Origin of the sequence: Streptomyces olivaceoviridis (assembly GCF_014650115.1) — a bacterium.
In the GTDB taxonomy this organism is placed as follows: Bacteria; Actinomycetota; Actinomycetes; order Streptomycetales; family Streptomycetaceae; genus Streptomyces; species Streptomyces olivaceoviridis.
On sequence record NZ_BMUI01000047.1, the window covers coordinates 24,028 to 42,619 of the forward strand.

Annotated in this window: 17 protein-coding genes and 1 pseudogene; 5 read left to right on the top strand and 13 right to left on the bottom strand. The window is 70.4% G+C overall.

Annotated elements, in window-relative coordinates; translation table 11 throughout:
• Positions 1-21: 21 nt before the first annotated feature.
• Together IE273_RS40630 and IE273_RS40635 are read right to left on the bottom strand one after the other, a co-directional pair.
• Complete coding sequence (locus tag IE273_RS40630; protein WP_229888082.1) at positions 22-1,296, bottom strand: cation:proton antiporter; 1,275 nt, start codon at positions 1,294-1,296, stop codon at positions 22-24.
• A complete protein-coding gene (locus IE273_RS40635; protein WP_189820131.1) occupies positions 1,296-2,843 on the bottom strand; it encodes a tryptophan halogenase family protein in 1,548 nt (515 codons plus the stop codon). Before IE273_RS40635 ends, IE273_RS40630 begins: the two co-directional genes overlap by 1 nt.
• A gap of 226 nt (positions 2,844-3,069) precedes the next feature.
• Here IE273_RS40635 and IE273_RS44410 point away from each other — a divergent pair, with 226 nt between their 5' ends.
• Positions 3,070-3,792, top strand: coding sequence for a LuxR C-terminal-related transcriptional regulator (locus tag IE273_RS44410; RefSeq protein ID WP_229888084.1), 723 nt, complete (start codon positions 3,070-3,072; stop codon positions 3,790-3,792).
• Between the two features lie 145 nt (positions 3,793-3,937).
• On the opposite strand, the gene IE273_RS40645 is transcribed toward IE273_RS44410, so the two are convergent.
• The 5 genes from IE273_RS40645 to IE273_RS40665 form a co-directional block, all read right to left on the bottom strand.
• Positions 3,938-4,576, bottom strand: coding sequence for a LysE family translocator (locus IE273_RS40645; RefSeq protein ID WP_373309494.1), 639 nt, complete (start codon positions 4,574-4,576; stop codon positions 3,938-3,940).
• Positions 4,577-5,833: 1,257 nt separating this feature from the next.
• Positions 5,834-6,163 (bottom strand): LLM class flavin-dependent oxidoreductase, encoded by a 330-nt coding sequence (locus IE273_RS44415; protein ID WP_308437086.1) that lies wholly within the window; start codon positions 6,161-6,163, stop codon positions 5,834-5,836.
• 300 nt (positions 6,164-6,463) lie between these two features.
• Positions 6,464-6,868, bottom strand: a complete 405-nt coding sequence (locus IE273_RS40655; protein ID WP_189820132.1) for a RidA family protein — start codon at positions 6,866-6,868, stop codon at positions 6,464-6,466.
• A 247-nt stretch (positions 6,869-7,115) separates the two neighbouring features.
• On the bottom strand, positions 7,116-7,337 hold the full coding sequence (locus IE273_RS40660) for a helix-turn-helix domain-containing protein (protein WP_189820133.1): 222 nt from the start codon (positions 7,335-7,337) through the stop codon (positions 7,116-7,118).
• Entirely contained in the window at positions 7,337-7,822 is a 486-nt protein-coding gene (locus IE273_RS40665) for a DUF2975 domain-containing protein (protein WP_189820134.1), read from the bottom strand. The genes IE273_RS40660 and IE273_RS40665 overlap by 1 nt, the downstream gene beginning before the upstream one ends.
• Before the next feature lie 785 nt (positions 7,823-8,607).
• On the opposite strand from IE273_RS40665, the gene IE273_RS40670 reads away from it, so the two are divergent.
• Positions 8,608-9,606 (top strand): aminotransferase class I/II-fold pyridoxal phosphate-dependent enzyme, encoded by a 999-nt coding sequence (locus IE273_RS40670; protein ID WP_268257549.1) that lies wholly within the window; start codon positions 8,608-8,610, stop codon positions 9,604-9,606.
• A gap of 238 nt (positions 9,607-9,844) precedes the next feature.
• Positions 9,845-10,753: a DMT family transporter gene (locus IE273_RS40675; protein ID WP_189820135.1), complete on the top strand. Its 909-nt coding sequence runs from the start codon at positions 9,845-9,847 to the stop codon at positions 10,751-10,753.
• Positions 10,754-11,335: 582 nt separating this feature from the next.
• On the opposite strand, the gene IE273_RS40680 is transcribed toward IE273_RS40675, so the two are convergent.
• Both IE273_RS40680 and IE273_RS40685 read right to left on the bottom strand, forming a co-directional pair.
• The gene (locus IE273_RS40680; RefSeq protein ID WP_189820136.1) at positions 11,336-11,944 is read right to left on the bottom strand and encodes an ester cyclase; all 609 of its coding nucleotides are present in this window, start codon (positions 11,942-11,944) and stop codon (positions 11,336-11,338) included.
• A gap of 63 nt (positions 11,945-12,007) precedes the next feature.
• Positions 12,008-13,135 carry an L-dopachrome tautomerase-related protein gene (locus IE273_RS40685; protein ID WP_229888086.1) on the bottom strand — a complete coding sequence of 376 codons (1,128 nt, stop codon included), beginning with the start codon at positions 13,133-13,135 and terminating at the stop codon, positions 12,008-12,010.
• An 831-nt stretch (positions 13,136-13,966) separates the two neighbouring features.
• Between IE273_RS40685 and IE273_RS44420 the strand changes: the two genes are divergently transcribed.
• A complete protein-coding gene (locus IE273_RS44420; RefSeq protein ID WP_229888087.1) occupies positions 13,967-14,104 on the top strand; it encodes a hypothetical protein in 138 nt (45 codons plus the stop codon).
• A gap of 202 nt (positions 14,105-14,306) precedes the next feature.
• Here the strand turns inward: IE273_RS44420 and IE273_RS40695 are convergent, their stop codons facing one another.
• The 3 genes from IE273_RS40695 to IE273_RS45440 all read right to left on the bottom strand — a co-directional run bounded on the left by IE273_RS40695 (position 14,307) and on the right by IE273_RS45440 (position 16,734).
• Complete coding sequence (locus IE273_RS40695; RefSeq protein WP_229888088.1) at positions 14,307-15,320, bottom strand: YihY/virulence factor BrkB family protein; 1,014 nt, start codon at positions 15,318-15,320, stop codon at positions 14,307-14,309.
• A 71-nt stretch (positions 15,321-15,391) separates the two neighbouring features.
• Positions 15,392-15,775, bottom strand: coding sequence for a hypothetical protein (locus IE273_RS40700; RefSeq protein WP_189820139.1), 384 nt, complete (start codon positions 15,773-15,775; stop codon positions 15,392-15,394).
• A 761-nt stretch (positions 15,776-16,536) separates the two neighbouring features.
• The gene (locus tag IE273_RS45440; RefSeq protein WP_373309495.1) at positions 16,537-16,734 is read right to left on the bottom strand and encodes a hypothetical protein; all 198 of its coding nucleotides are present in this window, start codon (positions 16,732-16,734) and stop codon (positions 16,537-16,539) included.
• Between the two features lie 221 nt (positions 16,735-16,955).
• On the opposite strand from IE273_RS45440, the gene IE273_RS44425 reads away from it, so the two are divergent.
• The gene (locus tag IE273_RS44425) at positions 16,956-17,222 is read left to right on the top strand and encodes a respiratory nitrate reductase subunit gamma (RefSeq protein WP_229888091.1); all 267 of its coding nucleotides are present in this window, start codon (positions 16,956-16,958) and stop codon (positions 17,220-17,222) included.
• Positions 17,223-17,579: 357 nt separating this feature from the next.
• Here IE273_RS44425 and IE273_RS40715 read toward each other — a convergent pair.
• A pseudogene (locus IE273_RS40715) lies at positions 17,580-18,455 on the bottom strand (hemin transporter); the annotation flags it as partial.
• Positions 18,456-18,592: the final 137 nt, after the last annotated feature.

The following is an 18,592-nucleotide window of genomic DNA, read 5'->3' on the forward strand; positions in this document are numbered from 1 at the left end:
CGGCTGGCCGTGGCAGACATGTCAGGCCTTGTCATGGGACAGCTCCTCGGACGCGGAACGCGGCAGGGCCCCGGTGGCGGGAAAACGGTGGTCCGCGAACGACAGCAGCGGGCCGGTGGCAGCCGTGGTCACGAGCGCCATCAGCAGCAGGACGAGGAAGAGCCCGGACGAGAGGATCCCGGCCGACAGTCCGGCCTGGAGTACGGCGATCTCCGTCAGGCCCCGGGTGTTCATCAGCACCCCGAAGCGCAGTGCCGTCCCGGTGGGCAACCGCGCGGCACGCGCGCCGGCGTAGCCGCCGCCCAGCTTGGCCACCATGGCGAGAAGCAGGACCAGGGCGAGGGTCACCCAGGAGAAACCGTCCGGCCCGTCAGTGGCCGTCCGGAAGCCCACCGTCACGAAGAACGCCGGGACCAGGAGCAGGCCGCATCGCTCCACGCTCCGTACGGCTTCGGTCCGCGGTCCCTGTTCGCCGTCCCGGGGAACGGCGAGACCGACCAGCACCGCGCCGAAGATCGCTGTGAGTCCCGCCCGCTCGGTGACCAGGGCCGCCGCGATCGCGACCGCGCCCAGGGTGGCCGCGGCGGCGGCCGGCCACCGGGCGCACAGCCTGCCGACGGCCTTCCGGCCCAGCAGCCACCGGAGCGCCACGGCCACCGCCGTGCCGAGGGCGATCACCGCCGCGGAGCGGACGACCTGCCTGCCGCTGCCCGCAGCGGCGGCCAGCGCGGAGGTCAGGAGCAGCCAGGTCAGGGCGTCGATGGAGACGGCGACGAGGAGGGACAGCCGGCCCTCGGTGGTGTCGGCGAGGTCCCGGTCGGTGAGGATCCGCGCCAGCACCGGAACAGCCGTGACGGCGAAGGCGGTGGCCAGCAGCAGCACCAGCGCGGCGGTGGGTGCCGTACCCCGCTCCCCCGCCGCGTCCCGCGACACCACCCATACGGACACCAACGCCCCGGCGATCAGCCCGGGCAGCAGGGAGCCGGCCAGCAGCCAGCCGTAGGAGCGCGGTGACACCTCGCCGCGCCGCGGGCGGGCGCTGTGTCCCACGCCCGTCAGGTACAACGCGAGCCCGGCCAGGCCGATGGTGTGCAGGTGGCCGGTGACCGCGGACGGCAGCGCCGTCTCGACGAGTCCGGGTCCGGCGGCCGTCGTCAGGACGGGGACGACGACGAGGCCGAGGGCGATTCCCCCGATGACGGGTGGCTGGCGTATCAGCGTCGCCGCTCGGCGGGCCGGCCGGGCCGCCAAGAGCACCACGGCCAGCACCACCACGGCGTGGAGGGCTACGACCATCAGCGCAGCCCCGAGAGGTACTCCACTTGGCTGGGCAGCGTGTCGACCAGCTTCCGCGCCTGTTCCCGGACCCGGGCCAGCTCGGCCCGCGCCGCACGGGTGTCGAGCAGGTCCAGCGCGGGCGGGTGGCGCAGCGGGATGCCTCCGAGGCCGAGGGCCATGCAGACGTAGCTGTAGGGCTCGAAGGCGTGGTAGTAGGGGTAGGTGGTGTCGTTGTCGGGCAGTCTGCTCTGCCATTGCTCCATGCGCACGGCCATGTCCTCGGGCACCGCGCGCTTCTTCGCGTCGCGCCAGTAGTCGTTGTCCACGCGCGCGGCGCCCCGGTAGTGCAGGATCAGGAACTCCCGGACGCCCTCGATGGTCCGGGCCGTGCTGAGGTTGTAGGTGTCGCGCAGCACCGGGTCCCTGTCCGTGCCGGGGAAGTACCTGACGAGTTGTTCGATCGCGTGCTGGATGAGGAAGATGCCGGTCGACTGCAAGGGTTCGACGAAGCCGGCGGAGAGCCCGATGCCCACGCAGTTGTTGACCCAGGCCCGGTGGGAACGGCCGATCCGCATCCGGATGTGGTTGGCCTCCAGGTCCGCGGCAGCGGGCCCGACGAAGTCACGCAGGACGCGTTCGGCCTCCTCGGGCTCGCAGTAGTCGGCGGCGTAGACGTATCCGGTGCCGATCCTGTCGTAGAGCGGGATCGTCCAGATCCATCCGGCGTCCTGAGCGGTGGCCGTGGTGCACGGCCTGATGCCCCGCACCGCGGTGTCGACGGGGACCCGCAGAGCCACCGCGCGGTCGTTGGGGAGGGAGTCCTGGAAGGAGATGAACGGCTCGCCGAGTGCGTCGCCGAGCAGCCGGCTGCGGAAGCCGGAGCAGTCTACGTAGAGGTCCGCGGTCAGGTCTCCGTGCTCGCGGGTGACGAGACGGTCGATCCAGCCCCGCTCGTCGAGGCGCACGTCCACGACGTCGTCGATGATCCGGTGGACGCCGCGTCCGACGGCGTAGCGGCACAGGAAGTCGGCGAGGAGCGAGGCGTCGAAGTGGTAGGCGTAGGGGAACTGGGTGTTCTGTTCGGCGAGCGTGGTCCGGTAGAGCGGACGGTCGGGGTCCTCGTCGAAGTCCTGCTCGAAGAGCCGGTGGTCCAGATACCTGGGGGACGCCTTCGCGTCGCAGAGCCAGGGGATGAGGAAGCAGTCCCGGTCGAAGCGGCCCGTCCCGCTGACTTTCTGCCACCAGTCGGTGAGTGGCACCCCGTCGACGACCCGCATCCGTTCGAACGGGTGGTAGAAGTACGTGCCGGGCGCCCGCCAGTTCTCCAGGCGCACCGCCAGCTTGTACGTGCCGTTGCACTCCGGCATCCAGTCGGCCTCGCTGAGACCGAGATAGTCGAAGAAGTGGCGGACGGTGCTGAAGGTGGCCTCGCCCACCCCGATGGTGCCGATCCGCCGGGACTCCACCACAGTGATGTCGACTCTGTCCGCGAAGGCCGCCCGCAGGTAGGAAGCGGTCATCCACCCAGCCGTTCCACCACCCAGGATCACCACGCTCTGTGTCATGGCTGGTGACTCTAGGCGTGATCTCCGGGTGGTGTCTTCGGTAGATCGGACGGATCACGGCAGGCCAGGAGCCGAACGGACTAGGCCGAAGTGACCGGCTCTCCCCCTTTCTGCATTTGCCAGCCGAATGTGGCAAGAAATCGTGTGCTCTGGGTCGCGGCCGTGGGATTAGATGAGACGTTGTTCGACTCTGTCCGTAGCCGCTACTCGCGGTGCAGGGGGGCTCGTGGACGAAGTTCGATCCGACCGGAACCCAGCGTCGAGCGACTTGGCCGGCGGTGAGAAGCCGGAACCATTACGGATCTTCCTGATCGATGATTCGAGCCTGGTGCACGCCGGGCTTGCGCATGTTCTGCGCGAGTATCCCGACCTCACCCTCGTCGGCAGCGCCCGGGACAGCCCGACGGCACTCGAAGCCACCCTCGACTCCTCGTTGGACGTGCTCATCATCAACACCGCATGCCGGTCCATCAACGTGGTGGACCTGATGCACCGGGCTGTCCACTACTCCGGTTCCGGTGTCTCGCGCATGCTGCTGGTGACCAATGATGCGAACGATCCCCTCCGCGCGGATGCTGACAAACTAGGCGCCGGGGGTGTGGTGCTGGCCTGGGAAGAACCGGAATTCCTGGTGGCCGCCATCAGGCTCGTCTCCGGAGGGTACCGGATCGGCATACCTGACCAGGAGGAGCCGGACAACAGGCTGCCGCGCAGGAAGTCCGTCCGCCATACGGCCCTCGACCTGCTCACGCTGCGCGAGCGACAAGTCCTCAAACTCCTGGCGCGCGGCATGAAGAACGCCGAGATCGCCGGAGAACTGGTGGTCAGCGAGAGTACGGTCAAGACACACGTGCAGAATCTGCTGGTCAAGCTCGGCCTGCGGAATCGGGCCAGCGCGGTCGCGGTCGCCTACGAATTGGGCATCACCCGAGGTGAATGGCCGCGGTGACGTGGTCGAACGTGTCAGCTGAGGCGGACCGCTCCCGGCACCCAGGACCCCGGCAGCCGGATCGCCGACCGTACGCCATCGACTCTCCGGCCTGCGGATTGCCGCGCGTCTGACATCAGGTCGGCGGGTCGGTCCCCCGCCCCCTTCACTCGCGTCCGCTGAACGCCAGCCGGATTCCCAGTCCGACCATCACCACTCCCGACGCCCCACCGATCCACGACAGCCGACGCGGTGACCTGGCAAGCCAATTGCGGGCCGTTCCCGCGAGAAGGCCCCATGTCGCGTCGGAAACCAACGCGATCAGGACGCAGATCAAGCCCAGCAGCAACAGCTGCACCCGGACATTTCCCGCCGAGGAGTCGACGAACTGCGGCAGCACCGCGCCAAAGATCAGCAGGCCCTTGGGATTGCTCACCCCGACGATGAAACCTTCCCGGAAGACCCGTCCCGGCCGGCCGGCCGACGCCGCGGCCTGCTCCTCCTCCACCATCAGCAGCTTGCGGTGCCGCCAGGCCTGAACACCGAGATAGACGAGGTAGAGAGCGCCGGCGAACTTCAGGACCGAGAAGACCAGGAGGGATCGCGCGAGTACCTCCCCCAGCCCGAACGCCACCAGTACGACCTGGACGAGGAGCCCCGCCTCGTTCCCCACCGCGGTGGACACGGCGGCCCGTCGCCCCAGCGCCACCCCCCGGCTCACCACGAACAGGACGCTCGGCCCCGGCACGGAGATCAGCACGGTCACCACAGTCAGGAAGACAGCCAGACGATCTAATCCGATCACCAGCACAGGATACGCGCCCCGCCCTCATCGCCCTGCGGTTCGAGGAAATCAGTGAACCGTGCCGGCACTACTCGGCTCTTCTCAGCCTGGTCTTGTCCACCGCGCACTGCTCCATCACCCCAGCGGATCGCGCCGGCCGCGGCGCGAGCGCCTCGATCCGGCCAAGGTCACCCACCTCGGACCAGGTCCGGCTACAGGGTCCCGGGGAGTGAGGGAGGCATGCGGCGCCTTGCGTCCGCTTCGTGAGCGGGGGCGCGCGGTGGCGTCGGTGCTGGGAATGCCGGTGGAATGGGAGGCGGCCGGGCGTGCGCGCGAAGGCCAAGTCGGCTGGCGGAGCGCGGGTGGCTCCAGCAGGAAACGCCGGGGATGTGCGGCGCCGACCGGCGGGCCGTGGGTGGGGCCGACGGTGGGGCCGCGTCTCGGGACTCGGCGCAGGGCGGCCTCGACGTCGTCGCGGCGCCGCGCAGGGCGGCCCGAGCCCGGGGGGGCGAACCAGTCGGCGGCGGGAGCTGATCCGGCGCCTGCGGGGGTGCGGTCGCGGCGGGTGACTGCTGCCTCGCGGTTCGGGCTGCCGTGGGTGCCTTGCTGAGGCGAGTGCTGTGCGAGGTGGGCTCATTGCCCCGTGTACCGGGGTCCTCGTGGGGATCCGCTCGGCTTGCCGACCGAGCCGGCGGCGCAGGGCAGCCTTGAGCTGATCACGTTCGCCTGGCAGTTCAGTCCCGGCCGACGTGGCCATCGGCCGGGACTGAACCGCTTGAAGCGTGTGGTGGTGAGGGGGTGGTCGCCTACGCGGCGAAAGGCTCTGCGGGGCTTCAGCCGAACGATCGTCCCCGCAGGCAATAGGTGAGGCCCGGGGACACTGTCCCCTTCACCGCCACACCCCCTGCAACCACACCCACCCGACGGACATTCCCCGGCCGCCCGGACGACGGACGGATCGCCCCCCGTTGGGTGCACGGGTATCCGACCTGGGCGCTGCGAGACCTGAGGAGGGTAGGGGCTGCGCAGGCTCAGCACGATGTGCGTCACGGCTGCGGCGATGAGCTCCCCGATGGCCTTGCGGTCGGCGATCGGGTTGTCGTAGGAGACGATGTACTGAACGGAGCGGGTGATCGTCCGCGGATCACGCCCGATGGCCGCGCGGTGGTCGTCCAGTACGGCACCGCGCTCGGTGATGTAGTCCAGCGTGTTGTGCGGCGGTCCGGGGATGTCCCCGGTGTCGGCCTGCTCGGCGACCAGGCGGAGCGTCCTGTTTCCTCAGCCGCCGATCAGCGGGGGCGGGCCTGGCCGCTGGACAGGTTTCGGCTCGTTGTGGTTGCCGGTCAGGGTGTCGTAGCGCCCGTGGAACTCGAAGACGTCCCGCGTCCACATGCCGCGGAGGATGGTGATGGTCTCCTCCAGGCGGGCGATGCCTTCGGCGGGCGGGACGAGTGTGAGGCCGTAGGCGGCGTACTCAGCGGCGACCGGGTTCTCGCCGGCGATGCCGCCCGCGTCGGGGGTTTGGACGGCGCCACCCACGCCGATGCCCATGTTCAGATGGCCTCCGGAGATCACGTCGACTGTCCTGGCGGCCAGGGCGCGCAGCAGCGTCCACCCTTCGAGGGGCTGCCCATCCTTATGTCACCGGAGGGGAGGTGCTGGTCGGACATGGTTGCCACGCGCCCTTCGAGTCGACGCGCCGCCATTGACAGCGACGCGCTACGAGGCGTTCGGGCCCGACGAGCTGGCCTCCCCACTCGGGAACGGCTTCGCGGAGTTCGAGGACTTCCGTCCGGGCTGCCGTCCCAACGGGCTGCGGAATCAGCCCGTAGGGACAGCCGTCACAACGTACCGTGGCGAATGTGACGGCCCGATGAGACAGATGAAGGAATCAGGCCAGTCTCCCGCCTATGGCTTCACGTCGAGACGCACGAGCGCGCCGATCTCCACGAGTTGGTCCGGCAGTGCCAGGTCGGAAATGCCCATGACCGTGCTGGCGGGCCGGTGCTCCCCGAAGTACTCCGCGTGGAGGCGTGCCGTCGTGTCGAAGTTCTCCCGCAAGTTCCTCACCAGCACTGTCGTTTCCACTACCTGGCTGCGTTCGGCCCCGAACTGCTTCAGCACCAGGTCCAGATTCTCCAGCGTGGTTCGGACCTGCAGTTCGAAGTCCCCTGCGCCCACGAAGTTGCCGTCACGGTCATGGGACAGCTGCCCAGACACGTAAACCGTGTCACCGACCCGCATGGCCTGACTGTACCCGTAAAACGACTCCCACGGCATACCAAAACCGAACGCCTTCGCTTGCAAAGTCATGACGCACTCCTTGAGACGGCACGCGGAACCGTCAGTTACCGAAAAGCCCCCGTCATAAAGGAAGTTACCCATTCAACGCAGGCGATTCTTGCTCGGCAGCGAAGCCGAACTGTCCTGTGCGTGCACCAATCGGTTTCGAAGAGCTGGGCCACCTGGACGAAGGACCTGGCGGGGCAAGGCCCCCGGATGGTCGCGGAGTTGGTCAGGAGACCGGCGGGACCTGCGTTGACGCGTGGGCAGGGACGGTTCACTCGTCCGCGACGTCCTCGGCCTCCCAGCGGAGCAGGTCACCCGGCTGGCACTCAAGCACCTCGCAGAGCGCGGCGAGCGTCGCGAACCGTACCGCCTTGGCGCGGCCGTTCTTGAGTACCGCCAGGTTGGCGGGCGTGATCCCTACCCGGTTCGCGAGGTCGCCCACGGACATCTTCCGCCTGGCCAGCATCACGTCGATGTCGACGACGATCGGCATCAGATCACCTCGTCCAGCTCGGCCTGCATCCGTGCCGCTTCGACGTCGCGCGCGACGGCCCGGGCAAGCAGCATCCGCAGCACGAGCACGATGAGCGCGATCCCCAGGATGGCCACGCCGACCCCGCCCATGATGACGGTGACGCCCGGGTCGTCCCGCTGACCCGGTGCATTGAGGACGGTGACCGCGAACCACACGAGGGCAGCCGCCACGATCGCGCCGATCACGCCGTCCACGTACCGGAAGGCGGCTTGGGAGAACACGGTTCCGCGTCGGACCATCGCCACCAGCCGCCATACGCAGCCCAGGGCGACCTGGGCCGTCACCATGCCCAGGATCGTGAGCAGACGCAGCGGGGTCAACGGGAGCGACCCGTCCTCCGGGTCGGTGGCCAGGGCCCACACCATCAATGCCTGTACGAACACGGTGCCGGCGAGCACCACCACCAGCACGGCCCGCAGCGCACGCACTGTCAGCTTTCCCATGACCTGTCCTTCCATCGAGTTGCGATGGAAACCTATCGAATCTCGATAGGTCAGACAACGGCTGGGACGGAGGACTGGGCGGTGGATCCGCAACCGTCCAGCGGTGGCGTCGGTGCGGCACTCGCGGCGACCGCCCTGAGCTCTGCGTGCGGGTGAGCGGACACGGACGACCCAAGCGGACACGGACGACCCAAGCGCTGACGCCCGGTGTCGAACGCCAGGAGTACGGCCGGCCGAAAGGCGCCGGACAGGTGCCCCAGTCGGCCGGTGGGCGGCCGATGGCGAGGTCGGCGCGGCCGGCAGCCGTCGCGACCCCCAGTCGCCCGGCGTGCGGTGGCTTCGCTCACGAGTTCGAGCACTGTTCGTGCACCAAGTCGGGAAGCACTGCGACCGGATCGGAGCAGGGCATCGGCCAGAGTGGCCGGCCGGGCCGGTCACGTCGGGAACGGTGGCGGGGGCGATGATCACCGGCAGCTCCTCGGCGGCGGTGGCAGGGGGGTGCCGTGGGCGGGGCAAAGGTCGACGGCCTCGCCGACGGCAGCCCGCCGCTGCTCGGCGGCGGCGAGCAGGTCCGGCAATCGGGATGCGCCGGTGCGTGCAAGGTGGCCCCGCCCATGGGGTCCGTCTCGTGCGCGGGCCGATCTGGGCACCGGACCGGTCCGGACAGCCCTGGGCGCTTCCCTGGGCCGGGCGAGAGGCTGGCGGCAACAGGCCCGTGCCCGCCCGACTTCGGCGCGCCCCCGGCCGTCCTGGAGGCCATGCGTGAGGCCATGGACGGATGACCCCTGCCGTACACGCCCGCCGTCGGTCTGCCCGCGCTGCGGCAGGCCATCGCCCGTTTCTACCGTGACACGCACGGGGTACCGGTCGATCCCGGCCGGATCGTGGTGACCGCCGGTGCCTCGGCCGCCCTGGTCCTCGCCGCCGCCGCCCTCGTCGACCCCGGGGACGAGGTCCTGATCGCGGACCCGTCGTACCCGTGCAACCGACAGATCATGGAGAGCTTCGGCGCACGGGCCGTCCTGGTGCCCACCACCACCGCCGCCGGCCGCTTCCAACTGGACGCCGCGTCCGTGCGGTCGCACTGGACGGACCGGACCCGCGGAGTGATGGTCGCCACACCGTCCAACCCGACCGGTACGTCCGTGCCGGCCGGCGAGCTGGCCGCGATCTGCGGCACGGCCCGCGAGCGCGGCGCGTGGTGCCTGGTCGACGAGATCTACCTGGACCTGGGCGACCACGACGAGCACGGCCGCCCGCAAGCGAGCGTGCTGGCGTCCGACCCCGACGCCGTGGTCGTCAACAGTTTCTCGAAGTACTTCGGCATGACCGGCTGGCGGCTCGGCTGGTGCGTCGTCCCCGAGACGTACGTACCCGTGATGGAGCGCCTCGCCCAGAACTACTTCCTGTGCGCGTCGGCGCCCGCCCAGCAGGCCGCGCTGGCCTGCTTCACCCGCGAGTCGCTCGCGGTCTGCGAGGCGCGCCGCGAGGAGTTCGTCCGGCGCCACGCCCTCGCCGTCGAGGGCCTGGAAGGCATCGGCCTGCCGGTGCCCGTGCGCCCCGACGGCGCGTTCTACGTGTACTTCGACGTCAGCGGCACCGGACTCACCTCCTGGGAGTTCTGCGAGCGGGCCCTGCGCGAGGCACACGTCGCCCTGACCCCCGGCAGGGACTTCGGCGTCCGCACGGCGGACACCCATGTCCGGCTCTCCTGCGCCGCGGCGGCGGACGAACTGCGCGAGGGGATCGCCCGCCTCGGCACGCTGGTGGCCACGCTCGGATGACGCGTCAGGAACGGAGGGTGGCCCGGGTGCCGCTCCGAGGGCGACGCACCGGCTCCGCCGGACCCGGCCGGGCGGCGGCACCGGAGAACGGGCCGACCGGGACGGCCGGGACTACACTGACCCGGGTGTTTCCGCGCGAAGAAGCAGGAAACCGCCCAGAACACCTCGCTCGTCGGCCGTACGGCGACGCTCCGTCCTCACCGAACGCGCACGACAACCGGAAGCGGTGCCATCGGACATGATGCTGGCGATCGTCTTTGCCGTGCTTGCCGCGGGAAGCAACGCATGGGGAACCGTCCTGCAGCGGCGTGCCGCCGGCAGCGTCCCCGCCTCGCGATCACCCCTCCGGCTCCTCGCCGGTCTGCTGCACAGACCGGCGTGGCTCGGCGGCATCCTCGGAGTGACGCTCTCGGCCCTCTTCCAGGCCCTGGCCCTGAACGCCGGATCGCTGGCGACGGTGCAGCCGGTCTTCATCCTGGAGCTGCCGATGGCCCTGCTGTTCGGCAGCTTCGTCTTCCGGGTGCAGGTGTCCGGCAAGGCGTGGTGGTGCGTGCTGTGCATCTTCGCGGGGCTGGCGGTCTTCCTGTTCTCGGCCGCCCCCACGGGCGGACGCGACCAGGTGCCCGGCTCGTGGTGGCCACCGACGATCGCCGTCGTCGTCGCGGCGGAGGCGGCACTGGCCCTGCTCGGCCTGCGCCGGCCGCCCGGTCTGGCCAGGGCCGCCTGTCTGGCGGCAGCGGCGGCCATCGGCAACGCGCTCACGGCGGCCCTGGTGAAGTCCGCCATGGACGTCCTGTCCCGTGACGGAGCGGCCGGTTTCCTCCTCGCCTGGCAGACGTACGGCTTCGCGGTCGCGGGATCGCTCTCCATCGTGTTGCTCGGGTACGCCATGCAGGGCGGGCCGCTGATCGCCTCCCAGCCGGCCCTGACCCTGGGCGACGCCGCGGTCAGCTTCGGTCTGGGTGTGACGTTGTACGCGGAGTCGCCCCGGCAGGGGCTGTGGCTCGTGCCGGCCCTCGCCGGTCTGGCGCTCCTGGCGTACGGCGTCTTCACGCTCTCCCGCACTCGGTGCCTGGCCAAGTGCGTCAACCAGGAGGAGCGGGACGAGGACCAGGAGGTGGGTCAGCGCGCCGCAGCCCTCATGTGACGGCCGGCGTGCTGGACCGAAGGGGCACGTAGGGACACGTCCACCGCCGACCGCGCAGGCGTCGCGGGTCCGGCGCGCCCGGGAGGGTCTCGAAGGCCGGTTCCACGGCCTGTCGCGTACGCGTTCCGGCAGCGGCGAGACCGGGGCTCGCCGAACACCCCGCCGCGGACCCCGAGCCGGCACGCGTATCACCGCGGACGCGGAACGAACGGAAGGGGCGAGCCGGCCCCCTCTCCGCCCTGGCCACCGGTACAGGTGGAAGCGGTGGTGATGTACACCCCGCTGAGCGGTTCGTCCGGGGCGGCGCGCCTCTCGTACGGCGAGCCGGGCGATATCTTCCGAGCCGTGCCCGCGGGTCACACGTGCGGTTGGCCGCCGCACACGATCACGTGCGACCAGTGCCGTGACCGGAGACCTTCGCCGTCGCTCCCCCGGGCACCGTGGACGCCGGCCTGTGCGGCACACCCCGCCACCGGACGCGGTACCCAGGGCGCCCGTGCCCGGAGGGCACCGGTCTATCCGGTGCCGCGCCCGGCGGACGGCCCGGGGTACGACCGCGTGGCGGGGGTCGGTGCGGACGGGTCAGGCGACGCCGAGCTGGGACAGCAGGGTCTGGTTGTCCTCGATGTGCCAGTCCTCGACGATCTGCCGCTCGCCGACGTGCTGGATGTCGATGGCGTCGAAGTCCACCTTCTGGCCCTTGCCCTGGACCCCGTCGAAGGTGCCGGTGAAGTGGCCCCGGAAGACGAGCCGAGCGGTGATCTTGTCACCGGTGATCAGCAGGTCGGCCAGTTCGCACGTCAGGTCGGGCACGGCGGCGCGGAAGTTCCGCGAGGCGAACACCGGGCCTTCGGGGCCCTGCGGACGGCCGGGCGGCAGGGTGTTGTCCACGAAGTCCGGGCTGACCGACGCGTCGAGGTACTTCTTCTCCCCCGTGTTCCAGAAGGTGTACAGCTGCTGCGCGAGACGTACCTCAAGCACCGCCCGGCGCTCACCGATCGAGCGGTCCGCCGTCAGCGCCGCCGGCCTCACCAGGTCGGGCGAGCCGTCGACCAGCTTCCAGGGCCAGGCGTGGGAGCCGGTCCGCGGCTGGTCCTTGGCGACGGACGGCTGCGCGGCCAGCGCGGTGCCGGCCGCGACAGCGGCGGCGACGGAGGCCGCCACGGCGGCACGAGTGAACTTGCGGGACATGCGGGAATCCGCCTTTCGGTCGATCGGTTGTGCGAGGAGGAGCCCGGCCGGAGCCGGCTCGGGTCAGCGACGTGCCGGTCCGCTGCCGATGGGCAGGCGGTACAGCACGTACGGCTTGCGCCGGAGGTCCGTGCCGCCGTTGTAGGCGGCCTGGCGGTTCAGCTGATTGGCGACGACGTAGAGCTTGTGGTCGTAGCCGATGGAGAACGTGTCGGGCCAACTGAGCCGCTCGTCCCGCACCAGCGTGTGGTAGCTGCCGTCGGTGTCGCGGCGGACGATCGCCTTGCGCTCGATGTCACCGGCGTACACACGCCCCGCACGGTCGGTCTCCAGACCGTCGGACATCCCCTTCACACCGAGGTCGTGCACCTGTATGGCGGTCTTCCGGTGACGGGTGAGGTCGCGTGTGCGCACCCCGTACAGTCGCCGGCTGGACAGCGGGCAGTAGTACAGCCACTCACCGTCGGGGCTCAGCGCGATACCGTCCACGCCGATGCCGATGGGCGTGCCCGCGGACGCGCCGTCCGGACGGTTCAGCATCGGCCGGCCGTCGATCGTCGGCACGAAGCCCGGCACCGGCATCGTCGACGGGGTGCCGTCCAGGCGCCGCCACGACTCGCCCGTGGCCAGGTTCACGACGATCAGCCCGTTGGGGCCGTCCGGTGTGGCATCGGTGAGATACGCGAAGCCGTGGACCAGGTCGAAGCGCACGTCGTTGACGAAGCTGCGCGGACCGGCCACCGAGGCGGGGAAGACGATGGTGCGCACCACCTTGTCGGCGGCCAGGTCGACGGCCACCAGCTTGGGCCCGCCGTACGGCGCGTCGGCCCACTCCACCCGGCCGGTGTCGACCACCCACAGCCGGTCGGCAGCGTCGACGACGACGCTCTGCACGCCCAGGAAGTGCCGCTCCGGGGCGGCCGTGTCAGGGGTGTTGATCTCCCGGTCCGGGTAGGCGACGGGCTTGCCGTGCCGGATCTCCGCCACGGTGAACGGCACGTCGTCGCCCCACCGGGGGAAGTTCACGAACACGCGGCCACCACGCGAGACCGTGACACCGGTCGGCATCGCCCCGTCGAACGTGGCCACCGTCTCCAACCGCGGCGCGTGCGGGGCGCCGCTGCCCGGCCGTGGGGCGGCCTCCGCCTGCCCGGCGCCGACCGCCAGGGCCGCGCCCACGGCGAGTGGCACGGCGAGCCCCGTACGCCGGTCCGGACCCGTCGTCGAAGCGGGATCGGGGGTACGCATAAGAACTGGCTCCCAACTGTGCCGGGGCCTTCGCGAAGAAGGTCACCTCTGGTTGCGTTCCGCACATCAGTGCACAACGGTCCCCGTCCGCGTGCTTCCGTCGAAGGGCTGCCGGTGGGGCCGCGCATCACTCTGGTACGAAAGGAGTGATGATTCCAATGACTGGGTGTGCTGGCTTCCATAGGTTTCATGCATGATGCGGGACCCCCTCGGGCACTTCATGCGTCGAACCTATCGACATGATGAAGACCATTCCTTGGACTCATGTGACGGCAAGAGCGCAAGATCGGAGCGTCCTGCGAAGCAGGACGTCAACCGTCCCTAGGCGGCCGTGCCCTGGTGGCGCTGCCCGCTCGACGCATCACTGGAGTCCCGATGTCCGCATCCACCTCCCGTACGGGCCGGTCCGCCGGCGGCGCGCGACCCGCCCGGGCCCGGCTTCCGCTCAACACCTTCGGCATCTCCTTCGGCCTGTCCGGGCTGGCGGGGACCTGGACGGCCGCCGCCGCACTGGGAGCGCCGCGGGTGATCGGGACCGCCCTCTGGCTGGTGGCCGCGACCGCGTGGCGTGATCACCGGGGGCCGGCCCGGAACGGTCCACGAGATCCTGCTCGGCACCATGGCCGCCCTGCTCCTGCCCCACCGCTTCCTCGTGAAGGACTACCTGCGGCTTCCCTTCACCCTCGGTTTCTGGGCCCTGACCTTCACACCGCGGCGAGTGCGACCTACGGGATCCGGCTGCTGTCCCTCACCGGGGCGAGGTGGAGCGCCCCGGTGGGCTGGGTCGTGGTCGCCGTGGCCACCGGTGTCATCGGAGCCGTCGCGGTCCGCTCCCTGGCCTTGGTCCCCTTGCACCGGATGCGCCGTCACCCCGCCGGCCGCACCGCGCACCCGGCGACGGCAACCTGCTGAAGCGCCGCCGCGAGGCAGCCTGCTGATCCCCGCGAGCGCCCCTTCGGACAGCTCGGCCGAGTGGCGGCTTCGCTTTGCCGACAGCGCCGACAACGGCGCCATCGAGGCCGCGTTGGCGCGCGTCGTACCAGCCGTTCAGCAGGTGTACGGCGCCGGGTCCCGAGGTGGCTGGGCGGCAGTCCTTCTTGGCGAGCGGGCTTCCCTAGGAGGCATCATCCGGGGGTTCCTCGTGCAGGGGCTTCGGTGGCTGGTCGAAGCGAACGTGGATCTTCTGGAACCCCTTGAACGCCTCGGTGGCGGCGTACGAGCTGTAGGCCCGGCGGTCCGCCGGGCTCAGGTGCACCCGGTCCGTGAACGGCGTCAGCAGGCTGCGCGGCCACAGCTGCATCACCCGTACGGACGCCACCTCGGCCGCCGTGACGAAGATCAGCGCCCCGATGTAGAGCCAGGCGAGCAGGCCCAGGACGATGCCGAACATGCCGTAGGTCGCGGTTGCGCCGCGCAGGACGTGAGTGACGTAGTAGGAGCCCACCCACTGCACTGCCTGCCAGGCACAGGCTCCACCCAGCGCGACGCCGGCCAGCCGGCGCAGCGGGAGCGGCCGGTGCGTCAGCAGCAGATACCCCAGGAGGAGCAGGACGGCGTTCAGGCACACGGACGCCACGGTGGCGGCGATCCAGGTCCCGCCCTTCAGCGTCACGCCGAACAGATAGGTCTGTGAGGCCGCGACCGACAGCAGGGTGAACGCGCCCAGCCCGACGGCGAGGAGCAGCAGGAACAGCAGGCCCTTCAGCCGCGAACGGAACGGGTCGGGGCGTGCGTGCCGGGGGACCGCCCAGATCTTGTTGAGGGCGTACTGCGCGGCCTGTGCCACGCCGAGAGAACCGTAGAGGCTGCCAGCGATGCCCACGGCCAGCGCGACCCCACTGCTGTGGAAGGAGTGGATGTTGTGCCCGAGCTGGTCCCCGATCACCGGGAACTCGCGCAGCGCCGAGTCCATGATCCGCTGGCGCAGAGCGGGATCGTCGCTGAGGAAGGTGCTCAGGACGGCGATGAGGATCAGGAGCAGCGGGAAGAGTGAGAGGAAGCCGTAGTAGGTGAGGAGGGCCGCGAGGTAGGCGGCCTGGTCGTCGTAGAACTTGTACACGACGGCCACCGGCAGCCCCACCCAGCGGTGCCGTCTCTGGAAGCCGTCGGCGCGCTTGAGGAACCTCAAGGCCCGCGCTTGCCGCGTCGACGCGTAGGACCGCGATGGAATCGGACGAGATCCGTCCGACGAGAACGTCGTCATTGCACCGTCCCCCACCCGCCGTGTTCGTTGTGCCAGGCGACGGCGCGCCTGATCTCCGTCTCGTCCAAGCCGGTTCGGCACGCCAGCTCTCCGAGCGTGAGAGCCGGCGTGCCACTGGTCAGGACGCGGTTGACTTTCGCCGCCCAGAGTTCCTCTTGTGTGAAGGGCCGGCGCTGGTAGGTCTTCCTCAGCACTGCGAAGTGCTCGGTGCTGCACGCCGTGATGAGCCGCATGCCGTCGAACCAGTCGTTCCGGCGACTCACGGACGAGGAGTCGGGCACGTATCCGCGCACGGCCTCGTCTTCCGGGAACGTCGCCCCGCAGACGTCACACAGCTCCAGATGGACCGCAGGCATCCGCTTCTTCCTGCGCTTCCTCATCCCGTCTCGCCTCCCGGAAGGAGGTGAGGAAGCGATTCAGCCGGCGGCATGGGAATCAACTCCTCAGTCGTCTGCACGCTGTCGGTGACAGCAACGTGTACGGGGCGGATGCCACATCCGTTCCCTCAGCCCGGCCCTGACGTCGGTCCGGTGGCGTGTGATCCACTCGCACGCGGGGCTCACCCAGCCGACCACCTCGACGCAAGCCGCAGGGGCGCTGTGGGGCTCCGCGGAACTCACCTGCCAGTCTTTCGACAACCGACCGCATGCCGTGTCTGGGTACCCGCGCCGGAACACGCCACGCGATCCACGACTACGCACACCGGCGGCAGCCGAGACCGCCGGCCCCGAGCCCGGCGGTACGGGTCGCTTCCTCGACGCACACTTCTCCAGCACCAAGCCTGAGGCACCGCGCCGAGACCGCGGGATGCCGGGGCATCGCAGTCCCGGTGGGCGGCGGATCGGCCACCCCGGCGGTCGGGGCCACTCCAGGATCGTGTGAGGCTGCGCCCGTGCTCGCCAGCGCACGCGACGACGACCGCCGCCGATGGCCCGCCCGTGTGGAGGAAACGCTGGTCAAGGATGCCGGCGAGGTCGTCCCGTGTGCTGGCGAGCACGTCGCCGGTCAGTCGGACGTCGGGCCGCCGCGCGGTCTGCCCACGCTGGGCAGGGGCGGAGGCAGAGGCAGAGGCAGAGGCATGGCCAAGGATGGCCGCGAGGAAGGAATGATCCTCCCCGTCATGGAAGTAGTCGGCCTCGGCTTACTGGGTGAAGTCGATGCGGCTCTTGCGACCTCGGTGGCCAGGCGAGTGCGAGGTGACAAGGGCTCCAGCGGCGAGACCGGGCGAAGCCACCCTTGGGCCGGTGCGCCATGGCTGCGTGTTGTGGATCGACGGCGCCGCCACCGCCGCGGCCATCAGCGTCTCCAGCGCACCGGCGTCGATCTTCCGGGTCTGCATGCGTGGCTCCTCGACTCCCGTGAGGGGCCGAGCGGTGGGTACGGCTCCCCATAGGTCCTCTCCTCTCGGTCGCCGGCGGCTGCCGGCCCGCCGGACCGGGCTCGGCACCGACCACAGCGACACGCTGCTCTTCCCGGTGCCCGCCCCGACCGTCCCGCTGGGCATCTCCGCCGGCTAACTACAGAGAGACCGTCTCCGTCTGGTTCTGCGGCAGTCTTCAGCTGGGGCCGCGGCCCGAGGCGATCACCGGGGCACCGTTGTCGGACCAGCCGTGTGCTCGGGTCATCTGTCTCCTCTTCACCGTCCGGCCGTTCACCCGGCTGGTGCATGTGTGGAGCATGCTGCTCGGTCTCGGTGCCGTCGCCTCCGTGGCCGTTCGTGAGTCGCTCTGTTCTTTGCGCAGCTCGCTGAACGCCTGCCGGTGCGCCGGTTCCAGGCGCGCGCCGATGCGTCCGGCGGCGTGGATCGGCGCGGCGGTCGGGCGCTGACCTCGATCGGGACCATCGCCGTCCGGGAGGAACGCCGCCAGGTGCTCGGCCGTGACGTGCTGATGCACGAAGGCGCCCTTCTGCTGGGGGACATCGCGTACGTGCGCTGGCACGAGCAGGCCCTTGTCCGCGGGGGGTCGAAGCGTCTTGTGACTGGGTCGGCTGCGGGCAGCGAACTCCCCGATGGTCTTCGGATCTCGCATGGGGCCGTCAGCCCTGCCCCTGGGGCGACCGCAAGCGTGGGTGGGCGCAGCCGCCGTTCGGTTGATCGTCCGTCCCCGCCGCAACGCCGGCCAGCCCCGGCCGCGGTCGACCGGGGCTGATCGTGCTTGCGCGCTGAATGGTGTTCCGCGGGTGTCAGCCCTCGGTGTGCGCCAACCACAGGTCGGGGCCGAAGACCTCGTAGCGGATGCGGCGGGCAGGGATACCGGCCTGGAGGAGCTGGGTGCGGACGGCGCGCATGAAGGGCAGGGAGCCGCACAGGTAGACATCGGCGTCGGCGGGCAGGTCCAGGCCGTCGAGGTCCATCAGGCCCGGGTGAGAGCCGATTTCGTCGGCCGCGCCCTGCTCGTACCAGAACTCGGCCCTGGCGTTGGGCAGTTGCTCCACCAGGCGCCGGGTCTCGGCGCGCAGGGCGTGGTCGGCGGGGCTGCGGTCGGCGTGCAGGACCCGCACCGGGCGGGCCGAGCCGGTGGCGGCGAGGTGTGCGAGCATGCCGGTCATCGGGGTGCAGCCGATGCCGCCGGAGACCAGCACGAGCGGGGTGTCGGCGTCGTCGAGGACCACGTCTCCGAACGGGGCCGAGAGGGTGAGCTCGTCGTCGACTCGCACGGTGCGGTGCAGCTGGTTGGAGACCTCTCCCTCGGGGGCGTCGGCGACGCTCGGCACCCGTTTGACGGTGACGCGCCGCAGGCGGTCGCCCGGTGCGTTGGACAGACTGTACTGGCGGGTCTGGTGGATGCCGTCGGGCATGAGCACCTTGACGCTGACGTACTGGCCGGCGCGTGCCTGGGGCAGCGGGCCGTCATCGGCCGGACGCAGCAGGAACGACGCCACGTCGGGGGTCTCCTCCCGCCGCTCCACGACCGTCCACTGCCGCCACGGCTTGCGCGGGTCGACCTGGGCCTCCTGATAGAGGCGGGCCTCCTGGGCTATGAGGGCACCGGCCATCAGCCAGTACACCTCGTCCCAGGCGGCGGCCACCTCCGCGGTGACCGCGTCGCCCAGTACGTCACCGGGGCCTGACCCCGGAAGTTGGACACGGGGTTATGCGGCTTGCGTCAGCGTAGTTGATGTTCGGTCGAGCGCGTGCTCGTAGGTGATGGGGCTGCGGTGTCCCAGGCGGCTGTGGCGGCGGACGGTGTTGTAGC

Excerpts from the sequence above, each read along its gene's own strand:
- IE273_RS40635 (WP_189820131.1), bottom strand. The coding sequence starts at position 2,843 with ATGACACAGAGCGTGGTGATCCTGGGTGGTGGAACGGCTGGGTGGATG.
- IE273_RS40700 (WP_189820139.1), bottom strand. The coding sequence starts at position 15,775 with ATGAGGAAGCGCAGGAAGAAGCGGATGCCTGCGGTCCATCTGGAGCTG.
- IE273_RS40680 (WP_189820136.1), bottom strand. The coding sequence starts at position 11,944 with ATGTCCCGCAAGTTCACTCGTGCCGCCGTGGCGGCCTCCGTCGCCGCC.
- IE273_RS40655 (WP_189820132.1), bottom strand. The coding sequence starts at position 6,868 with ATGACTTTGCAAGCGAAGGCGTTCGGTTTTGGTATGCCGTGGGAGTCG.
- IE273_RS40665 (WP_189820134.1), bottom strand. The coding sequence starts at position 7,822 with ATGGGAAAGCTGACAGTGCGTGCGCTGCGGGCCGTGCTGGTGGTGGTG.
- IE273_RS40630 (WP_229888082.1), bottom strand. The coding sequence starts at position 1,296 with ATGGTCGTAGCCCTCCACGCCGTGGTGGTGCTGGCCGTGGTGCTCTTG.
- IE273_RS45440 (WP_373309495.1), bottom strand. The coding sequence starts at position 16,734 with ATGCAGACCCGGAAGATCGACGCCGGTGCGCTGGAGACGCTGATGGCC.
- IE273_RS40660 (WP_189820133.1), bottom strand. The coding sequence starts at position 7,337 with ATGCCGATCGTCGTCGACATCGACGTGATGCTGGCCAGGCGGAAGATG.
- IE273_RS40675 (WP_189820135.1), top strand. The coding sequence starts at position 9,845 with ATGATGCTGGCGATCGTCTTTGCCGTGCTTGCCGCGGGAAGCAACGCA.